Here is a 19567-nt window from a genome sequence, read left to right as displayed (position 1 = left end):
ACTATAGTGACGAAACGCAGTCGCAACAGCATTTATGAGGGTGAGCTATGACAGCGCAAACAGCGAAGACCGGAAACGACCCGATTCTGCAATGGGTGACCTTCCGTCTGGGCGAGGAGACATACGGTATAAATGTGATGCAAGTACGTGAAGTACTGCGTTACTCCGAAATTGCGCCAGTGCCCGGTGCGCCCAGTTATGTGATCGGCATTATCAACCTGCGCGGTAACGTGGTCACTGTGGTGGATACCCGTGAGCGCTTTGGTCTGGCACCGGCCGATGTGACCGACAATACCCGTATTGTGATTCTGGAATCGGAGGATCAGGTCGTCGGGATTATGGTCGATGCGGTGGCGGAAGTGGTCTACCTGCGTCAGTCAGAAATCGAAACGGCCCCCAATGTCGGCAGTAACGAGAGTGCCCGTTACATACAGGGCGTCTGCCATAAAAACGATGAGCTGCTGATTCTTATTGAAATTGAGAAACTGCTGACCGAGCGCGAATGGGCGGAAATAGCTGACCTCTGAGCATCACTGACTGAATAACCAGGCGCGATGGCGCAACTTATGCATGACCCTCTGAAACGTCAAGAGTCTGACTGGACAGGGGGTAGCATCGCATGGCATTCACAGAACTTTGGGTCGCACAGGGGTTTTCGCTAGGGCCAACACTGGTTATCGGTGGTTTGATCATCCTGCTGGCTCTGGTACATTGGCGCCACGGGCGTAAACTGCGTCAGCTGGAAGCCCGGCTGGGGCAAACCCATCAGGCATTGCGCCAGGAAGTCAAAATGATGGGGCAGGGCGCCATTGGTGTGGGTCACCGGGTAAAACATCTGGAAAAACAGATGCGTACCCAGCCAAGCCCGTTTGAACAACTGCTGATGCAATCTGCCAAAGCCCCCGAACCCGCGCCCGAAGCAGAACGGCCCAGGGCACAGCCGAAGGTGGCGCCCATTGAGAAGCCAGCCCCAGCACGCTCACAAAGCCGGGCAGAGCAAGCTCTGGCGCAATGGATGAGCGACACCCGACATACCGCATAAGGACACCCCTTGACTCTGATCCAGGCTATTCGAATCGCTGCCAGCCTCTCCCTTGTGGCATTGACACCGCTGGCTGCGGCTCAGAGTCACGACCCCTTCGAGTCGACCAATCGGGTCATATACCGGGTCAACGACGGCCTGGACCAGGCCGTATTGAGACCGTTGTCGGTGACCTACCAGACCGTCACCCCCGATCCGATGGAGCGGGGTGTGCGCAACTTCTTTCAGAACATTGGTGAAGTACGTAACGCGACCAATAACCTGTTGCAGGGTAAATGGCGTGCGACCGGCTCCTCAACGGGACGTTTTCTGATCAACTCCACGGTGGGCTTGCTGGGGGTATTCGACGTCGCGCGTCACATCGGGATCGAACGTAAAGTCGAAGACTTCGGGCAAACACTGGGTGTCTGGGGCCTGGGGCCAGGGCCTTACCTGGTATTGCCCCTGCTGGGACCCTCCAGCGTTCGCGACAGCTCAGGCTTCCTGGGCGATATCTGGCTGAGCCCGTTGCAGTACTCCGATTTCAACCTGGTTGAGCGCAGCGGACTGGCAACGCTGGACGGCTTGCAGACCCGTGCCGACTTGCTGGGGTCTGATCGGCTGATGAGCGGAGACGGGTATCTGGTACTGCGCGAGGCTTATTTGTCGAAACGCAATTATGATGTGTCTGATGGCAAAAACGTCTCCGACAGCTTTTTGGATGAGCCGGTTGGCTCATCCACTTCCGATGAAGACTTTGTTGACGAGGGTGGTTTCGGGGGAGCAGAAAACCCGGACGACGCCTTTATTGACGAGTCGTTCTAAGCTACCCCGAACCGACGACAAGCGGTTATCGCAGGCTGAGTATCTCCATGCCCAACTGATAGCTCTGATCATCCCTCGCTTCGCATCGCAGTAATCGGGCCCTGGCATCCAGAGAGCGAAACTGTTCGTTGGGTGATTCGATCGTTACCCTCACCTCGGTTCCCTTTGCCAGCGGCTGTGCGGCCACCAGGCTGATGCCGGTGGCGCTCAGGTCGGTGCACTGGGCGGTCAGGGGCGGGGTTTGATCGGCCAGGTGTATCAGGGCTTCCGCGTTAAGGGTCATGCGTATGAAGTCGCGCTTTTCACCATAGTCTTTGTCCGCTGTGCTCATGGTCACCTCTCTGTCCCGTTCGGGTCGTGCGTCGGTTTGGACAAGCTGTTTCGGGATCACCACGCCATTCAGTGGTTGCGTTCGCTGACCCACCCCGTTAAGTTGCCTGCACTACCCTGGGGAAGTCAACAAGATGCCACTCACAGATGCCACACTTTTGGTTGTTGATGACGAACAAGCCATCCGGGACTCGATTGTCGCCTACCTGGAAGACAGCGGCTATAACGTGCTGGAAGCCGAGAATGGCCAGCAAGCGCTGGCCTTATACGAAAAGAAATCACCGGATCTGATCATCTGTGACCTGCGCATGCCGGTTATGGATGGCCTGTCACTGTTACGCCGCATTATGGAGCTGACCGATGAAGTGCCGGTCATTGTTGTATCCGGTGCCGGTGTGATGACCGACGTGGTTGAGGCACTGCGCCTCGGCGCCAGCGATTACCTGATGAAGCCCATAGTCGATCTGGGTGTGCTTGAGCATTCGGTTGAACGGGCGCTGGAGCGCTCCTTTCTGGTCAAGGAAAATTACCGCTACCGGGTGGAATTGGAATCCCGCAATCAGGAATTGCAGGACCACGTGGATCGGCTCAAGCTCGATCTGCAGGCGGGCAGAGCAGTGCAGCAGCGGTTGCTGCCTGAATTTGCCCTGACTCACGATCACTATCGCATCAGCCATCAGATGGTGCCTTCCAACTACTTAAGTGGCGACCTGGTCGATTATTTCCAGGTCATCCCCGGCAAGCTGGTGTTTTACATGGCCGACGTGTCGGGGCATGGGGCCAGTTCGGCCCTGATCACCTTGCTTATCAAGAATCAGATAGACCGGCTGCGTGATGAAATGGAAAACGATGCGTCCGACGTGGTGCTCATTCCGGCCCAGGTGCTGCGGCAGATCAACCTGGAGTTGATTCGCACCCAGACCGGCAAGCATGCCACCATGTTCTATGGGGTAATTGATACCGAAGATAACACCCTCGATTACGCCTCGGCAGCGCACTTTCCGGCGCCGGTACTCTGTACCCGTGAGGTCTGCCGCGCCATTGAACCGGAAAGCCTGGCGGTGGGCCTGTTCGACGATGCGATGTTTGAAAACAGGCGTCAGAAACTGGACGGATTCGAGCGACTTTCTGTCGTATCCGATGGCTTTCTCGAGTTGCTGGCTGACGTATCTTTGCAAGAAAAGGAGGCGCATTTGCTTGAGTTAGGCGCTGACCCAACCCATACTATGCAGCACGTTTTGATGCAGATGACGAGCGAGGGGAAAACCCGGTCTGCTTCAGACGACATTACAGTCCTTACGGTTGAAAGGGTTAAGTAGGTCGGATAATAGATGAGTACCGGTCGCGTTTTAATGGCGAACAAGTCGGGCTCTTATGTCATTAAATTGACAGGAGACGTGCGCATGACGTTGTGCACGACACTCGATACCTGCCTGAAAAATATGGTTGAAGATCCCGCCTTTACTTCTGTGATTGTTGATCTCAGCGATGCCGAAGGCATCGACAGCACCAGTCTCGGACTTCTGGCAAAAATTTCCCGTCTGGCAACGCCGGTGATGGGGCATGTGCCAACGCTGATTTCCAGCAAAGCCGATATCACTCGCATCGTCGATACCATGGGGTTCCGGGACAGAGTGTTCGTGATTGTTCCCAATGCCGATGTCGAGGCTCAGGATGCCCTGAGCGAACAAAGCCAGGAACCGCTCGATGAGTGGTCTGCCCACGAACGGGTGCTGGAAGCGCACAAAATTCTGATGTCACTGAACGATCAGAACCGGCAAACCTTCCGGGAACTGGTTGAGTGTATGGAGAATCAGCCGCACTGATTACCGGCAACGGCCGGTCAGCGGTGTACAAAAGGTCTTGAACGCGCGACGCTAACCCGTTGCGCGTCTTTGTTTAGGGAGAACCATTTTTGTGACACACGCCAACGAAGGGTCACCACAGACGATTGCCGTCCTCGGCGGTGGCAGTTTTGGCACCGCCATTGCCAACATCGCCGCAACCAATGGCCACCGCGTCAGGTTGTGGATGCGCAGTGAGAAACAGGCGGAGGACATTCGCACCCAGGGTGAGAACAGCCGTTACTTGCCGGGTTATGCGCTCAGTGCCAACCTGACCCCGGTGCTGGATCTGAACGAGGCCGTATCCGATGCCGACTGTGTCTTTGTTGCGGTGCCCAGTAAGGCCTTTCGCTCGGTGGTTGAGCAGGCGGTACCGCTGTTGCAGCCTCACACAGCCCTGGTCAGTTTAACCAAGGGAATAGAGCCCGGCAGCTTCCGTCTGATGAGTCAGATCCTGCATGATCTGGCGCCGGCGCATGATATCGGTTGCATCAGTGGGCCTAACCTGGCCAAAGAAATTGCCGATCACCAGATCTCCGCCACGGTGATAGCGTCCTATAGCCAACCGCTGCGCGCCCGGGTTCAAACCATGCTGAGCAGCCAGTATTTCCGGGTCTATGGCAACCCCGATATCTACGGCGTCGAGCTGGCCGGTGCGCTGAAAAACATCTATGCGATCATTACCGGTCTGGCGTCGGCGCTGGGGATGGCTGAAAACACCCGGGCCGCCATTATTACCCGTTCGCTGGCAGAGATGTCGCGGTTTGCGGTGCGGCTGGGTGCCAACCCGATGACCTTTCTGGGTCTGGCCGGTGTCGGTGACCTTATTGTTACCTGCAGTTCCAAGCTCAGTCGCAATTATCGGGTCGGCTACTATATTGGTGAGGGCGATTCGCTTAAGCAGGCGATCAAGCGGGTAGGCGAGACCGCCGAGGGCATTAATACCCTGCGCATGGTGCATGAAAAGGCCGGTGAAATGGGGATCTACATGCCACTGGCAAGCGGGCTTTATGCGATCATTTATGAAGATAAACCGATAGCCGCGGTCGCTGGCCAGCTGATGGCGGGTGATCTGGCGCAGGATGTTGAATTCATGGGAGCGGGTATCTGATGGCATCGTTAAATCGGGAAGAAAAGGAACACCAGGTTATCCGGGCGCTGTGCATGATTCTGTTCTGGGTCGTCCTGCGTATCAGCCTGCTGGTAACCGGCGTGCTTGCTATCGTGCAGTGGGTGCTGGCCTGGTTTGACGACGATCCCAACCCGCAACTGGCGAAGTTTTGCCGCCGTCTGGCGCTCTACCAGAAGCAGTTGCTCGATTACCTCACCTTCATCAGCAATGACAAACCCTTTCCGTTTCGTGACTGGCCGGATGACCCGCAAAGCGAGTTCGACGAGGCTGCATGATTCTGTATTTACTGCGCCACGGAGAAGCCGAGCCCTATGGCCGGGCGTCCGATGATGCATCGCGAGCGCTGGTGCCGGCCGGAATGAAAGCCGTTAAACAGGTTGCCGCGAAACTGGCTCCGCTTGATGCGGTGTACTGCAGCCCTTATCTTCGGGCCCGCCAAACGGCGGATCTGGTGTTGTCGGCGACCGGTCAGCAGGCATACCAGCTGAACGATGGGCTGACGCCAGATAGCTCGGTACCGGCACTTATGGCCTGGCTGGAGACGATAAAATCAGAGCGGCTATTGCTGGTCGCGCACAACCCACTGCTCAGTTCACTGGCGAGCCAACTGACCGGTTTACCGGGCGGCGTGGCGCTAAGCACCGCCAATCTTGCCTGTCTGGATGTATCCGATTTCCTGCCCGGCGGCGCTGAACTGCTCTGGGTAAAGTAGGGGTTCAAACGAGCGTTTGAATTTGCCGGATGACTCGGGTAGATTGGTCGTTGGTCTGTTGATCCCTGGTTGTTATGAAACCCCAACTCCATTTTGCACACGCCAATGGCTTTCCGTCAGCAAGTTACCGTCGCATGCTCGATGGCCTGGCGCCTCATGTCGAATTGAAGACGCTGCCGCTGATCGGTCACGACCCGGAGTATCCGGTGACCAACAACTGGCCACATCTTAAGCGACAGCTAATCGACAGCATCGAGCGGCAGTGCGACCGGCCGGTAATTGGCCTCGGCCATTCCCTGGGGGGTGGTCTGACCATCATGGCAGCACTGGAGCGTCCCGACTTGTTCTCCAGCATTATTATGCTCGACGTGCCACTGTTCAGCCGGTTCGAAAGCTGGGTGGTGCGCAGCGTCAAAGCGCTAGGTCTGATTGACAACCTGACGCCGGCCGGCCGATCAAAACACCGGCGACGCACCTGGCCCAGCGCTGATGACGCCTTGGCCTACTTCCAGACTCGAGGGCTATTCCGGCATTTTCATCCCGAGTGCATCCGGGACTATCTGGCCTGTGCGACCCGTACCGGGGCCGATGGAAGTGTCGAATTGTCTTATGAAGTACCGGTTGAGCTGGCCATTTTCCGCACCGTCCCGCACACCCTCTGGGTGCAGCCCGGTCAGTTGCAGGTGCCCGGAGGCGTTATCCTTGGACGGGATACCGATACTGTGCGCAAACATCAGTATCTGCGTATGAAGCACAAGCTGAATCTGGTTGGGTCGCGTTTGCGGGGCAGCCATATGTTCCCGCTGGAGCACCCGGATGAAACCGCAGCCGAGGTGCTGTCTCTCATTCATCGATTGCATTCGCACCAGGCTGCCTGATATGAAATCCATTTCCCTGCTGGGCGGGCAGGTTCAGGGTGTCGTTATGGGGCAGGGGCAACCTGTGCTGGCGTTGCACGGCTTTCTGGATAACGCCTTCAGTTTCAAACCTCTGTCCGCCGCCATGCCGGAAGTCGAAATCTGGGCGCTGGACCTGCCCGGCCATGGCAACTCGGCAGCACTGGCCATGGCTGAGGGGTGGTCTATTACCCAGTGGTTGCCGGTGCTGGGGCGTGTCATGGATGAACTGAACTGGGACACCTATACATTGCTCGGGCATTCGCTGGGGGCCATTCTGGCGCAAATGCTGGCGGTGGTGGATCCCCGCATCAAGCGACTGATCTGCCTGGATGCGCTCGGCCCGCTGACCGAGACCGATGACGGCAATCTGGACCGGATGCAGCGCAGCTATCAGCAACGTCAGGATAGCCCGGGCGGACGTCGCTACTACTCGTCAACCGATGCCCTGTGGCAGGTTCGGGTTGGTGGCCGGTTTCCCCTGTCACCGGCCAGTGCCCGGGTTTTGTCGAGCCGGGGCGTGGGGTTGAATGACCGCGGCTGGTTCCATCGGTATGATCGGCGGCTGCGGCAGGACAGTGCCTGGCGCATGACGGAAAATCAGGTACAGGCGCTGTTGCGTCGTATAGAATGCCCGCTGGATCTGGCGCTGTTCGATGACAGCCCGCTTGGTGGGGCGGGGTCAGTGCTCGACGACCGGCTGGCTTGCGTACCAAACCTCAGTGTGGCTCGGTTTCCCGGAGGGCATCATGCGCATATGGAAACCCCGCAGCCGTTGGCCAGATGGGTGCGTTCGCGTCTGTTGGTACCATTGTCCTAAGCTTGTCATAGCGCCTTCAAACGCCCATAAACCTGAACCTCCGGGAGTAAGTTGAACGTGAAGTTAGCCGGCCTTTCCAACGCAGTTCCCGGAACGTCGCCCTTGCATGAAGAACGCCTCGACAGCGTTTATAAGCGCATCCGGCAAAGCGGTGCGCGGCGGGTTCTGGATCTGGGGTGCGGTTCCGGTTCATTGTTGGTCCGATTGATCAACGATCCACAGTTTTCACACATTGTGGGTCTGGAATCCTCCGGCGTGGGGTTGGCGGTCGCGCGAAATATGTTCGCCGACAGCCTGTCCAGTGGCCGGCTCAGGCTGGTCGCCGGTTCCTACGCAGAGCCGCACCCGGCGCTGACCGGTTTTGACATGGCGGCCATGGTAGAAACCATTGAGCATGTTAAACCGAGCGATTTATCCCGGGTGGAGCAGGCCGTGTTTGGGCAGATGCGCCCACACCGCCTGATCATGACCACGCCAAACCGGGAGTACAACCCCTTGCTGGGCCTTGCGCACGGCGAATTTCGGGAGCCTGACCACAAGTTTGAGTGGGACCGGCAGAAGTTCATGCAGTGGTCGCGCGGGGTGGCGGCTCGCAACGGCTATGCTGTGCGCTTCGCGGGTATCGGTGAGGCCGACCCGGAGCTCGGAGCGCCGACCCAGACAGCCACGTTCTCGCTGCCTGCCTGACCGGCCATGCCGACATACGGTTAACCAATGTTGAAGACCGGTTAAAGTTATCGGTCGGCTCAGGGTATACTGTGCCTTACTTGTCACCGTTCGGAACCTCAATTTCAATGGCTTTAATCGACAGCGCGGTCAACTTATCCAGTACCGACGACCAAACCGACTGCATCGAGCACTTTACCCGCCTGGGCGACTGGGTGCGGTTTGCCGCCAGCGCCATGGACGCCCACCAGGTCTTTTTCGGACACGGCTTCGAATCTGGCTGGGATGAATCGGTGTTTCTGTGCTTGCGTGCGCTGGATCTCGACTGGGATGCGCCGCCCGAGGTGTTGTCGGCAACCCTGTTGCCAAGAGAGCGCAGACTGCTCTGGACGCTGATTGGCAGACGTTGTCTCGAGCGGATTCCAACAGCCTATCTGCTGGAAGAAGCCTGGTTTTGTGGCGAGCCGTTTAGGGTCACGCCGGATGTGCTGATTCCCCGGTCGCCCATTGCCGAGCTGATAGAGGCCCGTTTTTCGCCCTGGTTGCCGCAATCACCAAACCGGATTCTGGATCTGTGCACTGGCAGTGGTTGTATTGGTATTGCGATGGCGCGTGCTTTCCCGGATGCCAGTGTCGACCTGAGTGATCTCAGCGATGCCGCCGTTTCCATTGCTGTCGATAACGTGGATCAAAAAGACCTGGGGTATCAGGTGCGGGTGCTTCAGGGCGATCTGTTTGCCACACTGGAAGGCGAGCAATACGATTTGATTGTCGCCAATCCGCCGTACGTCGATGAAGACGATCTGGCGACCATGCCAGCCGAGTTTCATCACGAGCCGAGACTTGGCCTGGCGGCCGGCCATGATGGCCTGGAGCTGGTGCACCGCATTCTGCGCGAAGCGCCTCAATACCTGACTGACGATGGCTGGCTGGTCTGTGAGGTCGGCAACAGCTTTGGCGCCCTGACGACCGCCTACCCGGATATGGACCTGCACTGGCCCGATTTTGAGCGGGGCGGGCACGGTGTTTTTCTGGTCTCGGCGGCTGAACTCAGGTTGCATTTTGCTTGATAGCCGCCGGCGAATAAGACACTCGGGCGCAAGCCAGCATGACGGTGACTGCGAGTCCCGTAGCCAGCAACCGCAGCCCCACCTTTTATATGGCCCGGTATCGGGCCTGTTTTAATGGAGTGATACACGCTCATGTCTGGAAATACCTTTGGCACCCTTTTTACTGTCACGACCTTTGGTGAAAGCCATGGCCCGGCTCTGGGCGCCATTGTCGATGGCTGCCCACCTGGGCTGGAGCTCAATGAAGCCGTGCTGCAACGCGATCTGGATCGGCGCAGGCCGGGCACCAGTCGCTACACCACCCAGCGACGGGAAGACGATGCGGTGCGCATTCTAAGCGGTGTGTTTGAAGGCCGTACCACGGGAACGCCCATCGGCCTGATGATTGAAAACACCAATCAGCGCAGCAACGATTACAGCGACATCATGAACACCTACCGGCCGGCTCATGCCGACTATGGGTACGACCAGAAATATGGCTTTCGTGATTATCGCGGCGGTGGTCGCAGCTCGGCGCGGGAGACCGCCATGCGCGTTGCCGCCGGTGCCATTGCCAAGCAGTACCTGGCGTTACGAGGCATTCAGATTCAGGGCTACCTCAGCCAGCTCGGCCCGATTCGGGCTGAACGGATTGACTGGGACGCGGTTGAAACCAACCCCTTCTTCTGTCCCGACCCGGATAAAGTACCGGAAATGGAAGCCTACATGCAGGCCCTGCGCAAAGAGGGTGATTCCATTGGTGCACGCATCAGTGTGCGTGCTACCGGTCTGATGCCTGGGTTGGGCGAGCCCATTTTTGACCGGCTCGATGCAGACCTTGCCCACGCCCTGATGAGCATCAATGCGGTAAAAGGCGTCGAGATCGGTGATGGTTTTGAGGTCGTTAACCAGAAGGGCAGTCATCATCGCGATGAATTGTCGCCGCAAGGGTTTCTGAGCAATCATGCGGGCGGCATAGTCGGCGGTATCTCTACCGGGCAGGCGATTGAGGCGCACATTGCGCTGAAACCGACCTCAAGCATAACCGTACCTGGCAAAAGCATTACCCGCAGTGGCGAGCCAATTGAAATGATTACCAAGGGGCGGCATGATCCCTGTGTGGGCATACGCGCCGTGCCCATCGCCGAGGCCATGATGGCCATTGTGCTGATGGACCATCTGTTGCGTCACCGGGCGCAGAATGCAGATGTGGTGCCGCCGTTGCCGCCTATCGCAGGGCAGGTTGCGGATAACTGACCGACACTGAGGTGCTCACCCAGTGACGACGAAGCGGGAGTTGGGAATGACAATAACCAAAAAATTGATGGTGGCAGTGCTGGCATTGGGTATCGCGGGCACGGCCATGGCCGATGTAGCCAGAAGCCATTTCACCCGGGGCATCACGGACCGGGAGCCGGTCGATCATCTAACGACAGCCAGCAACATCAACCCGCTGTTCTTCTTCACCGAACTGGTGGACATGGCCGGAACCGAAGTGACACACCGCTGGCGGTTCGAGGGGCAAATAATGGCGGACGTAACCTTTCAGGTAGAGGGGCCACGCTGGCGGGTTTATTCCAGCAAAGAGCTGGTGCCCGAATGGAATGGCCTCTGGACGGTTGAGGTGCTCGGCCCCCAGGGCAACCCCCTGACCCGCAGCAGCATCAGCGTTCTGATTGATCGATAACACAGACCCGTGTGCTGAGGGTGATGGCATCCACCCAGGGGACTTCCCGCACAATGGCGGCAAACGTCGCCTGCCAACCGTCGGTGAGCTGACCGGGTAATACCGTCAGTTCCAGTGTCGTTTTTTGCTGGTGATAGTGAATGTTCAGCTGTTCATAACCGCGTATGGCGCGCTCGAACAACAGGTTCTCGATCGCCGGGCGCAACGGGGCCAGCGGCGCAGGCGTTGCGTCTGGCAAGTCCGGCTCGTGGTCTATGTGCAGGGTAACGTCAGTGACATTGCTGAACTGTTCCTTGATAGACCGCAAGGCCCACTCATTAATCTGATGCCCCTCTGATACACTCAAATACCCGCCTACCTGAATATGGGCGTCAATAAAGACGCTCGGCCCCATCATTCGGGTGCGCAGCATGTGAACGTCTTTCACCCCAGGTACCGAGGCCAGTACCTGCTTGAAGGCCTGTTGCTGTTCCGGGTCGACGCCCCGGTCGACCAGCTCCTGCAGGGCATTCCAGGTAAGACTGATGCCCATATGCCCAATCAAACCGGCAACGACAACAGCGGCTATGATTTCCACGGTTGGGTAACCCAGCATCGTGGCAACAACGCCTACCAGTACCACCAGCGAGGAAAGACTGTCGGAGCGGGCATGCCAGGCATTGGCCGCAAGCAACGGCGAGCGTGCCCGGCGCGATTGAAACAGGGCGTAGTGAAACAGTCCTTCCTTGAGTGCCAGAGCAATCAGAATGGTCACCAGAGCGGCGAGGCTTGGCTCAGGCCGGGTAGCTTCAAAAAACAAATGAATGCTTTCGTAGGCGATGCCAGCGGCCACCGCCAACAATAAGCCGCCGAGCATAACGGTACCCAGCGTTTCGAACCGGGCGTGCCCATAGGGGTGCTCGGCATCGGCATCGTGATGGGACACCTTGGCCAGAATAATCAGTGGTACATCGGCGGCCAGGTCGCTGAGGCTGTGCATGGCGTCGGCAATCAGGGCCGGTGACTTGACGCTGACACCGACCACGATCTTGATCACGAAGGCGATGGCATCGACAGCAACGCAAATCCAGTTGGTGCGGTCGATCACTTTCTTACGTGCTTCTTGGCTCAGTACAGGTTGGTCGTTGCTAGTGGTCATGCGCGTCCCCGGTAAGCTGCATCGGTAGGCGGGATCATGTCGCCATCTTCATCCAGTTCCGGGTAGGGTAGCCCTCTCTGGTCACAATAGCGCGCCATTTTGGGTTGTGCCCAGCGAAACAGGGTACGGTGATAGCCTTCACCTTCAGATACCGGGCGCTGGTAGTGGCCTGCTGCCTGGCGCTGATGCAGTGCTTCCTGAAGAATGATGGCGGCTGCGACTGACACATTGTAGCTCTCCACCATGCCCACCATCGGTATGGTCAGATGCACGTCAGCCTCGGCGCTGGCCGTTTCGCTCAGTCCATATTTTTCGGCACCCATGACCAGGGCGAAGGGCTGGGTGTAATCGGCGTCCCGGTAGCTGATGGCTCGCTCAGACCATTGGGCGGCATAGAGTTTTAAGCCCTGGTCGCGGGCTGCCTGCAGCGCCGCTTCAATGCTGGGGTGACCAATTGAGGTGACAAAGCGGGAACTGCCGCCGGCGGTATGATGATAGACCAGCCGGCCCCGGGCCGGTTGTACCATGTGAACAGTGGTGATGCCGACGGCATCGGCGGTGCGCAGCATGGCGGAGATGTTTTGCGCCTTGTGCACCTGGTCGGTCACCAGCGCCATATCGGGCTGGCGCTGTTGCAAGACGGTCTTGAATTTGTCGAAACGGGAACGGCTCATGGTGTGGTATCGGGGCTGACTGAGTTCGGCACGCAGTATACCGCAGTCGCCCGGGGAATTTGAGCGCTGCAGCCGGCTAAGCTGGCAGCGCGTTGAGGCTTTGGTTTATCGGGTGAAAGGGTTTGCCGTGGGCAGGTCGATTGCGTTTTTGAACTGGCTCAGTGTCAGGCTGTCGCGACCGAATGAGAGGTCCTTATCGGACATGACTGACTCTCCGAACGAATACATGACTTTCAAGCCATGTGTCCGGGTGTCGGCATCGTACTGTTGCTGTGCTTCGCTCACCGCTTCGTTACGGTGTTGCCATTCGGTAATGGCCCGTTCGCCGTGGCGTTCGGTCATCAGCGACAGGGTGCTGGCTGGTGACAGAATCAGCGCGCTGGCATTGTTGCCGCCAAAGCCTTTCGAGTTGATCAGGGTGCCCAGCATGTCGGCACCCTGGTGTCCGGCGTAATGGTGGTTCATCAAAATGTTCAAATGCGACTGGTTCACGTCGTCAGCAATGTGATCGATGGTGCGAATACCGGGTATCCAGCCTTCAGCCCAGACACCCAGTGCCGCGGTGAGCTGATCACCGGCTGCCGGGCCCAGTGAATGGCCAACGTAGGATTTGATGGCTGAGATGGCCCAATGGTCGATGCCGAAGGTTTTGGCGACTTCATTGAAAATATGCGATTCAGTGACGCGATTCTGAGGCGTTCCGGTGCCGTGTGCCATTACAAAGGTGCGCTGGAGACCGGCATCCCCGAGTATGGCACGGGCCAGGGAGGTGGCTTTGGCCAGCGTGATGTAGTTGCCGACGCCGGGTCCGGAAATGGACTTCTTGTTGGCATCGGCGTTGACGAACACATCGGCGACGCTGCCATGGACGGTGGCGCCGGTTTCCAGTGCCAGCTCGTCGTCCATCAGCACCACGAACTGGCTGGACTCGGCCATGGTAAAACCCGCATTGGACGAGAACGGGCGGCAGGCGCGTCGGTTGTCGGTGACATCGCTGTTATCGAGCTGTCTGAGTTGCTCGTCTTCGGCCAGCGCTCCCATGATACGAAAGCCTTCCATGATCTCGGGGACGACCGGTGCCTCTGAATTACCAACGATGGCAACGCGGCACTTGCCCGCTTCAATGTCGGCAATACCCTGGCGCAGGTTGTACAGAAAGGTAGCGCAAGCACCGGCGTTGGAGCCGGTATTGCCGACGCTGTTGAGAATGTAGCTGTTGATAAAGTCGGCGGTCATTTCCGGCATCGACAGGGGCATCATTTTGGAGGTGATGCGATTTCCGGTTAACGGAGACTGGTACAGGCCTTTCAGGCCGGCCTGGTCCATTTGCGAGATGGAAGAGCCGGCATACACCGAGACCTGGTCCGGGTGGATGCGATCGAGCACCGATTGCCAGGGCATGCCTAGCGACCGGACGGCATCTGACGCGCCATAAACCGCCATTTGCAGTCCGCGCGGGTGGTGCGCCGCGTTGTAGTAGTCGGCCGGGTTAAAGCCTTCAGGCAGTGTGCCTGCCGATGAGACCTTGGACTGATAAGTCTCCGGCAGCAACACTGCCATTGCCTGATCAACTTGAACGTCAACCGGGTCGGCGCTGGCATCCGTAACCTGCCAGCCAGCCGGCAGTGGCTTCGGCAGTTGGGATCGTTTGAGCTGAAAGTGGAGGCCATCGGGGTGCTTCAGGGTGGCTTTGCGGTGCGTCGGCACGGCATCCGGGTCGAAGTGACTGGCCGGGTTGATGCGACGAATCAGGGTACCGTCGAGCAATGCCTGATGATCGGTACTGGCCGGATCGAGCTTCATCAGACGCGACAGGTCCTGCCAGGTGGCTGCCATCTTCTGGTCATCGAGTGCTTCGTGCACCATGCGACGATAAGCGTGATGCAGGGAGACCCGGCCAGCAGGGTTGATGCCTCCAAATCCGGTGATGACGGGAAGTTTTCTCATGGTTAAACGCCTGTGATTCGTTCGCTTAAAAGTCAGTGTGCATGACTATAGTGCCTGTTTCGGCGCTAAGGTATTACTATCATGCCGAATGATGTAACTTATAAGCCATAATTCGCGTATTGAGAGCGGTTGTTCATGAAAATAGCTTTTGTCGTTTGCGAACAGGCCCTGATGACGGGACTGGCCCTGCCGCTGGAGATGTTTTACGCCGCCAGCCGACACCGGGTACGCCACCGGCGCCAGGAGAAGCTGACGCTGCAAGTGGTGGGCGAGGCGACGACAACGGTACTGACCGGTGGCCTGCGCATCGTGCCCGATACCAACTTTGACCAGGCCGACCAGGCTGACCTGGTGTTTGTGCCCCCTTTGTGGGGAACTCCCTGGCCGGTGCTGCAAGGCAGTCAGCCGCTGCAGCGCTGGCTGGCCAGACAATACCAGGCCGGGGCGCGGCTGGCGGCGACAGGAACCGGCGTCGGGCATCTGGCCGAAGCTGGCTTACTGGCTGGCCGGGTGGCGACAACGCATTGGTATTACCTGGAGCGCTTTGCCCGCCGCTATCCGGCTATCCGCTTCGAGGGGCACCATTTCGTGACCCATGAAGATGGGATCTATTGTGCTGGCTCGATCAATGCCCAGACCGATCTGGTACTGTTTCTGATTGAACAGTCCTTCGGCGAGGAAGCGCTGGCCCTGGTGGAACGACAGTTCATGCATGAGCTGAAACGCACCTTTTCAACGCCGTATTTTGAACCGGGCGGGGCCATTCATCACGATGAGGGGGTGAGCCTGGTGCAGTCGTGGGTTCGCCAGCATCTGGCGGAGGAGATTACCGTTGATGCTTTGGCGGGCCTGCTCGATCAATCGGTGCGAAATTTCAGTCGCCGGTTCACCCAGGCGACCGGCGAGAGCCCGATGGAATATGTGCAACGTCTGCGTCTGGAGCACGCCCGAGAATTGCTGCGCGACAGCAACCTGACCGTGGCCGAAGTCGCCGAGCTGAGTGGTTACCGCAACCCGGCCTATTTCGGCAAGATTTTCCGGCAAAAACTGTCACTGACACCGGGCGCTTATCGCAAGGTAGTGCGCAGCAAGGTGTTTGCCGCCGGTTAGCGCGACGGTTCGCTTTTCGCGCGTGCTTTGGCAGCTTTCTTGAGTGGGCGTAGCCAGGCGACGGCATAGATGAAGGTGGCGAGCGTGGTACCCGTCAGCAGCAAACCGCCGAGCAGACCGCGCGGTGAGAAGATCAGCACGATGCCGTAGATCAGGTAACCCAACAGCAAAAAACTCATCCAACTGACGCCGCCCGGGGTAGGGCGCAGTGCGACCAGAACAACCAACAACAGAGGCAGGCTGACAAAGAAACCAACGACCAGGCAGGAGGCAATCCATTCGCCCACCGGCATGCTGCCAAAGGCTGGTCCGTACAGAAAGGCCCCGGCATAGATACTCAGTAACATCAGCCAGTAGCTGGTGCGCAGTCGACGGTTCAGATTAACCGTCTGGCCTTTTTCATTCGTCATCAGTACCTACCTTCAGTGCAAGTTGAGCCAGGCGTTTGCCCTGGTGTCTGGCCAGTTGGCGAACCTCATCGGTTAGTGGCTGGTGTGAGGGTCCGGCTACGTGAGAGCTGCCATAGGGCGTACCCCCCTGAAAGCCGTCGTGCAGGGACTTCTCGGTGAACGGCAGCCCGGTGATGATCATGCCATGGTGCAGCAGAGGGATCATCATCGACAACAGGGTCGACTCCTGACCGCCATGCGGGGTCGTGGTGCTGGTAAACACACCGGCGGGTTTGCCCACCAGTTTGCCCGATACCCAGAGTGAGGAGCTTTGTTCGAGAAAATATTTCAGCGACGCAGCCATATTGCCAAAGCGACCGGGTGAGCCGAGTGCCAGACCGTGACAGTTGGCGAGATCGTCGAGTGTGCAGAACAAGGGGCCATCGTCAGGAATGTCGCTGCCCGTTACTTCATGGTCGGCGCGCACTGCCGGCACGGTTCGCAGTCGCGACTCGATGCCAGCCACTTCATCGACGCCGGAGGCGATGGCTTCAGCCAGTTGCGCCAGGCTGCCGTGGCGGCTGTAATACAGAATCAGCAAATAGGGCACTTACAGAATCTCCCGAATGGCTTCGGGCGGGCGACCAATACGTGCCCCTTTGCCGGTTACCAGGATGGGTCGCTCCAGCAATTTTGGGAACCGGGCCATGGCATCCAGTATCTGTTCATCGCTGCTGTTGCTGTCGAGGCCTGCCGCCTTTGCATCGGCCTCCTTGCGACGCAGTACATCGGCGGCAGAGAGACCCAGTTGCTTCAGCAGGGTTTTCAGTTCCGCGACGGACAGGGGGTCGGTGAGATACAGTCTGACCTGGTAATCGATGCCCGCGTCGTCAAGCAAAGCTTTGGCTTCGCGGGATTTGGAACAACGCGGATTGTGATACAAGACGGGGGTGGTCATGGCGGATATCCTGTCAGTCAACTTGAAAGGCGACTCTGGCCCGGGGCCCTCGGGTACTTGAATGAGGAAACAGGGCGAAAGATCTGTGGGGATTGTAATGAGTAACGCAGCAGAGTGACACCACCGGGCTCAAGGAGACCCAATGACTGAACTGGATAAGATGCGCAGCGGTGCGGTATTTAACCCGCTTGACCCTGAACTTCGGCAGTTACGCTTTCAGGCGAGGGAGCGTTGCGCCCGGTTTGCCCATGCGCCCACCCCTGGCAACCTGAGGCGACTGACGGCCCTGTTTGAAGCCTGCGGTCAACACACCTTTATCGAACCGGGCATACAGGTCGATTACGGCACTCAGATACGGCTGGCGGACCGGGTGTATCTGAATTTCGGGTGCGTGTTGCTCGACAGCGCCTGGATCGAAATCGGCGAGGGCAGCCTGGTCGGGCCCGGCGTCCACCTTTATACCGTGTCGCACCCGCTCCATACGGAGCAACGTGCTCGCGGTGAAGAATTTGCACGCCCCATTACCCTGGGGCGAAACGTATGGGTGGGTGGTCAGACGATCATTTTGCCGGGCGTTACCCTTGGCGATGGCGCGGTAGTGGCGGCCGGCTCGGTGGTTCGGGAATCGGTTCCAGCAAGGACACTGGTGGCGGGTAACCCGGCCCGTTGGGTTAAGAAGTTACCGGCTTAACCCAACGGCCCGAGCCCGTACAAGCGCTCAATTTCATTTTGATGCCACATGGCGGCTTCCGCACCCCGGTCATTGCCCTGATAGACGCCGAGGGCCGTGAGTTGTTGAAAAAACCCAGGGCGTGGAATCGGATCTTTGCCGTTCTGTATGACCAGGGCGGCCCGCTGCGGCCGCTCAAGGTGGGCATCGTCTTCCTGTATTGCTTCGAGCAAGGCCGCCAGCGCCTGAATTTGCCCTGGCGGGGTGAGGCCAATGGCATCAGCCACGACCTTGTAAGTGGCTGTCATGCGTCGTAAGCGCAAGCCTTCCAGTACATGCAGCAGGGCGTTGGTATCGGTCATCGTGCGCCAATCGCGGCCGGCTTCAAGGTGTATTGACGCAGCATGGCGGAGAACTCCGAGAGCGCCTCTACACCGGCTGCATCGGCTTTTTCGCACCAGGCTTTGAATGCTGCCATTAATTCCTCTTTCGAGCGGGTGCGCAACGACCAGATGTGATTGAGCTCTTCTTTCAGGCTGTGCAGCGTGCGCAGCTCCGGGTGTTTTTCAAAGAAAGTGTTCATCCAGTCGTGCCGTGCGTCATCCCAGTGTTCCTGGTTTTGCGACAGCCACTGCACCAGACCTCGGTAATGCGCCCCGGCCGATGCCTTGATGCGGCGGTCACTTCGAATGGTGCGACGCAACACCTGCCGCTTGAACTGGGCCATGATGCGAAAGCGGTCGTTGGCCGCAGCCAGCGCGGTATCGGCGTCGATCAGGGATTTGCTGGCCACCTTGTGCACCACCGGGCCGCGGCGAATGTCCCATGCCAGACCCATTAGCTGCAGGGTTCTGATGTAAAACCAGCCAATGTCGAATTCATACCAGCGCGAAGAGAGCCGGGCGGAGTTGGGGTAGGTGTGGTGATTGTTGTGCAACTCTTCACCGCCAATGAAGGCGGCGATGGGCACCAGATTGCGCGCGGCATCAGGGCTTTCAAAATTCCGGTAGCCCCAGTAGTGCGCCAGACCATTGATAACACCCGCAGCCCAGATCGGAATCCACAGCATTTGTGCGGCCCAGATGGTCAGACCGATCGGGCCGAACAGAGCGATATTGAGGCCAGCCATCAGGGCGATGCCCAGGTAATTGCCTATCGGGTGGCTGTATACCTTACGCTCCAGCCAGTCGTCCGGGGTGCCATTGCCATAACGCGAGAGCGTCGCCGGGTCAGCGGCTTGCTTGTAGAGTTCAGAGCCTTCCAGCAACACTTTTTTAATACCCAGCACTTGTGGGCTGTGAGGGTCTTGTTCGGTTTCACAGGTCGCGTGATGGCGCCGGTGGATAGCCGTCCACTCTTTTGTCTTGATTGATGTGGTCAGCCACAGCCAGAACCGGAAAGCGTGTTTCACGATTGGGTGCAATTGAAGCGCTCTGTGCGCTGAATGCCGGTGCAGAAATACGGTAACAGCGATAATGGTGATGTGAGTCAGAACCAACGTATAAACCAGTGGATGCCACCACTGCCATTGCAGCAGGCCGGTTGCCAGGGACATTCGTGTTTCCTCTTGAGTTTCAACCCTCAGTATAGGTCGGGCCGGGCCCACCTCCAACCCGGTTTGCCCGCTGGCCCCCGACTAATGACAGGAACGCGGCAATAAGCGACGTACAGGGTCACTCTTGCGGAAGGGGATCTAATT

Annotated in this window: 25 protein-coding genes; 16 read left to right on the top strand and 9 right to left on the bottom strand. The window is 58.3% G+C overall.

Annotated elements, in window-relative coordinates:
• The first annotated feature begins 47 nt into the window (after nucleotides 1-47).
• From ACHUE7_RS07710 to ACHUE7_RS07700, 3 genes are all read left to right on the top strand, one after another.
• On the top strand, nucleotides 48-527 hold the full coding sequence (locus ACHUE7_RS07710) for a chemotaxis protein CheW (RefSeq protein ID WP_127555241.1): 480 nt from the start codon (nucleotides 48-50) through the stop codon (nucleotides 525-527).
• A gap of 92 nt (nucleotides 528-619) precedes the next feature.
• Nucleotides 620-1042, top strand: coding sequence for a hypothetical protein (locus tag ACHUE7_RS07705; RefSeq protein ID WP_394169457.1), 423 nt, complete (start codon nucleotides 620-622; stop codon nucleotides 1040-1042).
• Between the two features lie 9 nt (nucleotides 1043-1051).
• Nucleotides 1052-1846 carry an MlaA family lipoprotein gene (locus tag ACHUE7_RS07700; RefSeq protein WP_394169456.1) on the top strand — a complete coding sequence of 265 codons (795 nt, stop codon included), beginning with the start codon at nucleotides 1052-1054 and terminating at the stop codon, nucleotides 1844-1846.
• Between the two features lie 25 nt (nucleotides 1847-1871).
• On the opposite strand, the gene ACHUE7_RS07695 is transcribed toward ACHUE7_RS07700, so the two are convergent.
• Nucleotides 1872-2177, bottom strand: coding sequence for a PilZ domain-containing protein (locus ACHUE7_RS07695; protein ID WP_394169455.1), 306 nt, complete (start codon nucleotides 2175-2177; stop codon nucleotides 1872-1874).
• 133 nt (nucleotides 2178-2310) lie between these two features.
• On the opposite strand from ACHUE7_RS07695, the gene ACHUE7_RS07690 reads away from it, so the two are divergent.
• From ACHUE7_RS07690 to ACHUE7_RS07640, 11 genes are all read left to right on the top strand, one after another.
• Nucleotides 2311-3495 carry a response regulator gene (locus tag ACHUE7_RS07690; protein ID WP_394169454.1) on the top strand — a complete coding sequence of 395 codons (1185 nt, stop codon included), beginning with the start codon at nucleotides 2311-2313 and terminating at the stop codon, nucleotides 3493-3495.
• An 84-nt stretch (nucleotides 3496-3579) separates the two neighbouring features.
• Nucleotides 3580-4002: an STAS domain-containing protein gene (locus ACHUE7_RS07685; protein ID WP_246026202.1), complete on the top strand. Its 423-nt coding sequence runs from the start codon at nucleotides 3580-3582 to the stop codon at nucleotides 4000-4002.
• 91 nt (nucleotides 4003-4093) lie between these two features.
• Entirely contained in the window at nucleotides 4094-5131 is a 1038-nt protein-coding gene (locus ACHUE7_RS07680; protein WP_127555247.1) for an NAD(P)H-dependent glycerol-3-phosphate dehydrogenase, read from the top strand.
• Nucleotides 5131-5427 carry a DUF4389 domain-containing protein gene (locus ACHUE7_RS07675; protein ID WP_394169453.1) on the top strand — a complete coding sequence of 99 codons (297 nt, stop codon included), beginning with the start codon at nucleotides 5131-5133 and terminating at the stop codon, nucleotides 5425-5427. Before ACHUE7_RS07680 ends, ACHUE7_RS07675 begins: the two co-directional genes overlap by 1 nt.
• Entirely contained in the window at nucleotides 5424-5864 is a 441-nt protein-coding gene (sixA, locus tag ACHUE7_RS07670; protein ID WP_394169452.1) for a phosphohistidine phosphatase SixA, read from the top strand. The genes ACHUE7_RS07675 and sixA overlap by 4 nt, the downstream gene beginning before the upstream one ends.
• Before the next feature lie 74 nt (nucleotides 5865-5938).
• Entirely contained in the window at nucleotides 5939-6742 is an 804-nt protein-coding gene (locus tag ACHUE7_RS07665) for an alpha/beta fold hydrolase (protein WP_394169451.1), read from the top strand.
• Between the two features lies 1 nt (nucleotide 6743).
• Nucleotides 6744-7580 (top strand): alpha/beta fold hydrolase, encoded by an 837-nt coding sequence (locus tag ACHUE7_RS07660; protein WP_394169450.1) that lies wholly within the window; start codon nucleotides 6744-6746, stop codon nucleotides 7578-7580.
• Between the two features lie 57 nt (nucleotides 7581-7637).
• Nucleotides 7638-8267, top strand: a complete 630-nt coding sequence (locus tag ACHUE7_RS07655) for a methyltransferase domain-containing protein (RefSeq protein ID WP_394169449.1) — start codon at nucleotides 7638-7640, stop codon at nucleotides 8265-8267.
• Between the two features lie 107 nt (nucleotides 8268-8374).
• On the top strand, nucleotides 8375-9316 hold the full coding sequence (gene prmB, locus ACHUE7_RS07650) for a 50S ribosomal protein L3 N(5)-glutamine methyltransferase (RefSeq protein WP_394169448.1): 942 nt from the start codon (nucleotides 8375-8377) through the stop codon (nucleotides 9314-9316).
• A gap of 132 nt (nucleotides 9317-9448) precedes the next feature.
• Nucleotides 9449-10552: a chorismate synthase gene (aroC, locus tag ACHUE7_RS07645; RefSeq protein WP_394169447.1), complete on the top strand. Its 1104-nt coding sequence runs from the start codon at nucleotides 9449-9451 to the stop codon at nucleotides 10550-10552.
• Nucleotides 10553-10598: 46 nt separating this feature from the next.
• Entirely contained in the window at nucleotides 10599-10982 is a 384-nt protein-coding gene (locus ACHUE7_RS07640; protein ID WP_348475414.1) for a DUF2914 domain-containing protein, read from the top strand.
• Here the strand turns inward: ACHUE7_RS07640 and ACHUE7_RS07635 are convergent.
• The 3 genes from ACHUE7_RS07635 to ACHUE7_RS07625 form a co-directional block, all read right to left on the bottom strand.
• A complete protein-coding gene (locus tag ACHUE7_RS07635; protein WP_394169446.1) occupies nucleotides 10960-12120 on the bottom strand; it encodes a cation diffusion facilitator family transporter in 1161 nt (386 codons plus the stop codon). The two genes, ACHUE7_RS07640 and ACHUE7_RS07635, sit on opposite strands and share 23 nt — an antisense overlap.
• Complete coding sequence (locus tag ACHUE7_RS07630; RefSeq protein ID WP_394169445.1) at nucleotides 12117-12794, bottom strand: TrmH family RNA methyltransferase; 678 nt, start codon at nucleotides 12792-12794, stop codon at nucleotides 12117-12119. Before ACHUE7_RS07630 ends, ACHUE7_RS07635 begins: the two co-directional genes overlap by 4 nt.
• A gap of 105 nt (nucleotides 12795-12899) precedes the next feature.
• Nucleotides 12900-14741: a beta-ketoacyl synthase gene (locus ACHUE7_RS07625; protein ID WP_394169444.1), complete on the bottom strand. Its 1842-nt coding sequence runs from the start codon at nucleotides 14739-14741 to the stop codon at nucleotides 12900-12902.
• Nucleotides 14742-14876: 135 nt separating this feature from the next.
• On the opposite strand from ACHUE7_RS07625, the gene ACHUE7_RS07620 reads away from it, so the two are divergent.
• Nucleotides 14877-15851 (top strand): GlxA family transcriptional regulator, encoded by a 975-nt coding sequence (locus tag ACHUE7_RS07620; RefSeq protein ID WP_394169443.1) that lies wholly within the window; start codon nucleotides 14877-14879, stop codon nucleotides 15849-15851.
• Here the strand turns inward: ACHUE7_RS07620 and ACHUE7_RS07615 are convergent.
• From ACHUE7_RS07615 to arsC, 3 genes are read right to left on the bottom strand one after another with little or no spacing between them, the layout of a single operon-like run.
• Nucleotides 15848-16261, bottom strand: coding sequence for a hypothetical protein (locus ACHUE7_RS07615; RefSeq protein WP_394169442.1), 414 nt, complete (start codon nucleotides 16259-16261; stop codon nucleotides 15848-15850). The genes ACHUE7_RS07620 and ACHUE7_RS07615 overlap by 4 nt on opposite strands.
• The gene (gene wrbA / locus ACHUE7_RS07610; protein WP_394169441.1) at nucleotides 16251-16850 is read right to left on the bottom strand and encodes an NAD(P)H:quinone oxidoreductase; all 600 of its coding nucleotides are present in this window, start codon (nucleotides 16848-16850) and stop codon (nucleotides 16251-16253) included. Before wrbA ends, ACHUE7_RS07615 begins: the two co-directional genes overlap by 11 nt.
• Entirely contained in the window at nucleotides 16851-17198 is a 348-nt protein-coding gene (gene arsC, locus ACHUE7_RS07605) for an arsenate reductase (glutaredoxin) (RefSeq protein ID WP_181952699.1), read from the bottom strand.
• 142 nt (nucleotides 17199-17340) lie between these two features.
• On the opposite strand from arsC, the gene ACHUE7_RS07600 reads away from it, so the two are divergent.
• A complete protein-coding gene (locus ACHUE7_RS07600; protein WP_394169440.1) occupies nucleotides 17341-17889 on the top strand; it encodes a sugar O-acetyltransferase in 549 nt (182 codons plus the stop codon).
• Here ACHUE7_RS07600 and ACHUE7_RS07595 read toward each other — a convergent pair.
• Complete coding sequence (locus ACHUE7_RS07595) at nucleotides 17886-18230, bottom strand: hypothetical protein (RefSeq protein WP_394169439.1); 345 nt, start codon at nucleotides 18228-18230, stop codon at nucleotides 17886-17888. The genes ACHUE7_RS07600 and ACHUE7_RS07595 overlap by 4 nt on opposite strands.
• Nucleotides 18227-19423 carry a DesA family fatty acid desaturase gene (locus ACHUE7_RS07590; protein ID WP_394169438.1) on the bottom strand — a complete coding sequence of 399 codons (1197 nt, stop codon included), beginning with the start codon at nucleotides 19421-19423 and terminating at the stop codon, nucleotides 18227-18229. The genes ACHUE7_RS07595 and ACHUE7_RS07590 overlap by 4 nt, the downstream gene beginning before the upstream one ends.
• Nucleotides 19424-19567: the final 144 nt, after the last annotated feature.

It is taken from the genome of Saccharospirillum alexandrii, from assembly GCF_043641555.1.
GTDB lineage: Bacteria > Pseudomonadota > Gammaproteobacteria > Pseudomonadales > Natronospirillaceae > Saccharospirillum > Saccharospirillum alexandrii_A.
This window is presented reverse-complemented; position numbering and strand designations above follow the sequence as displayed.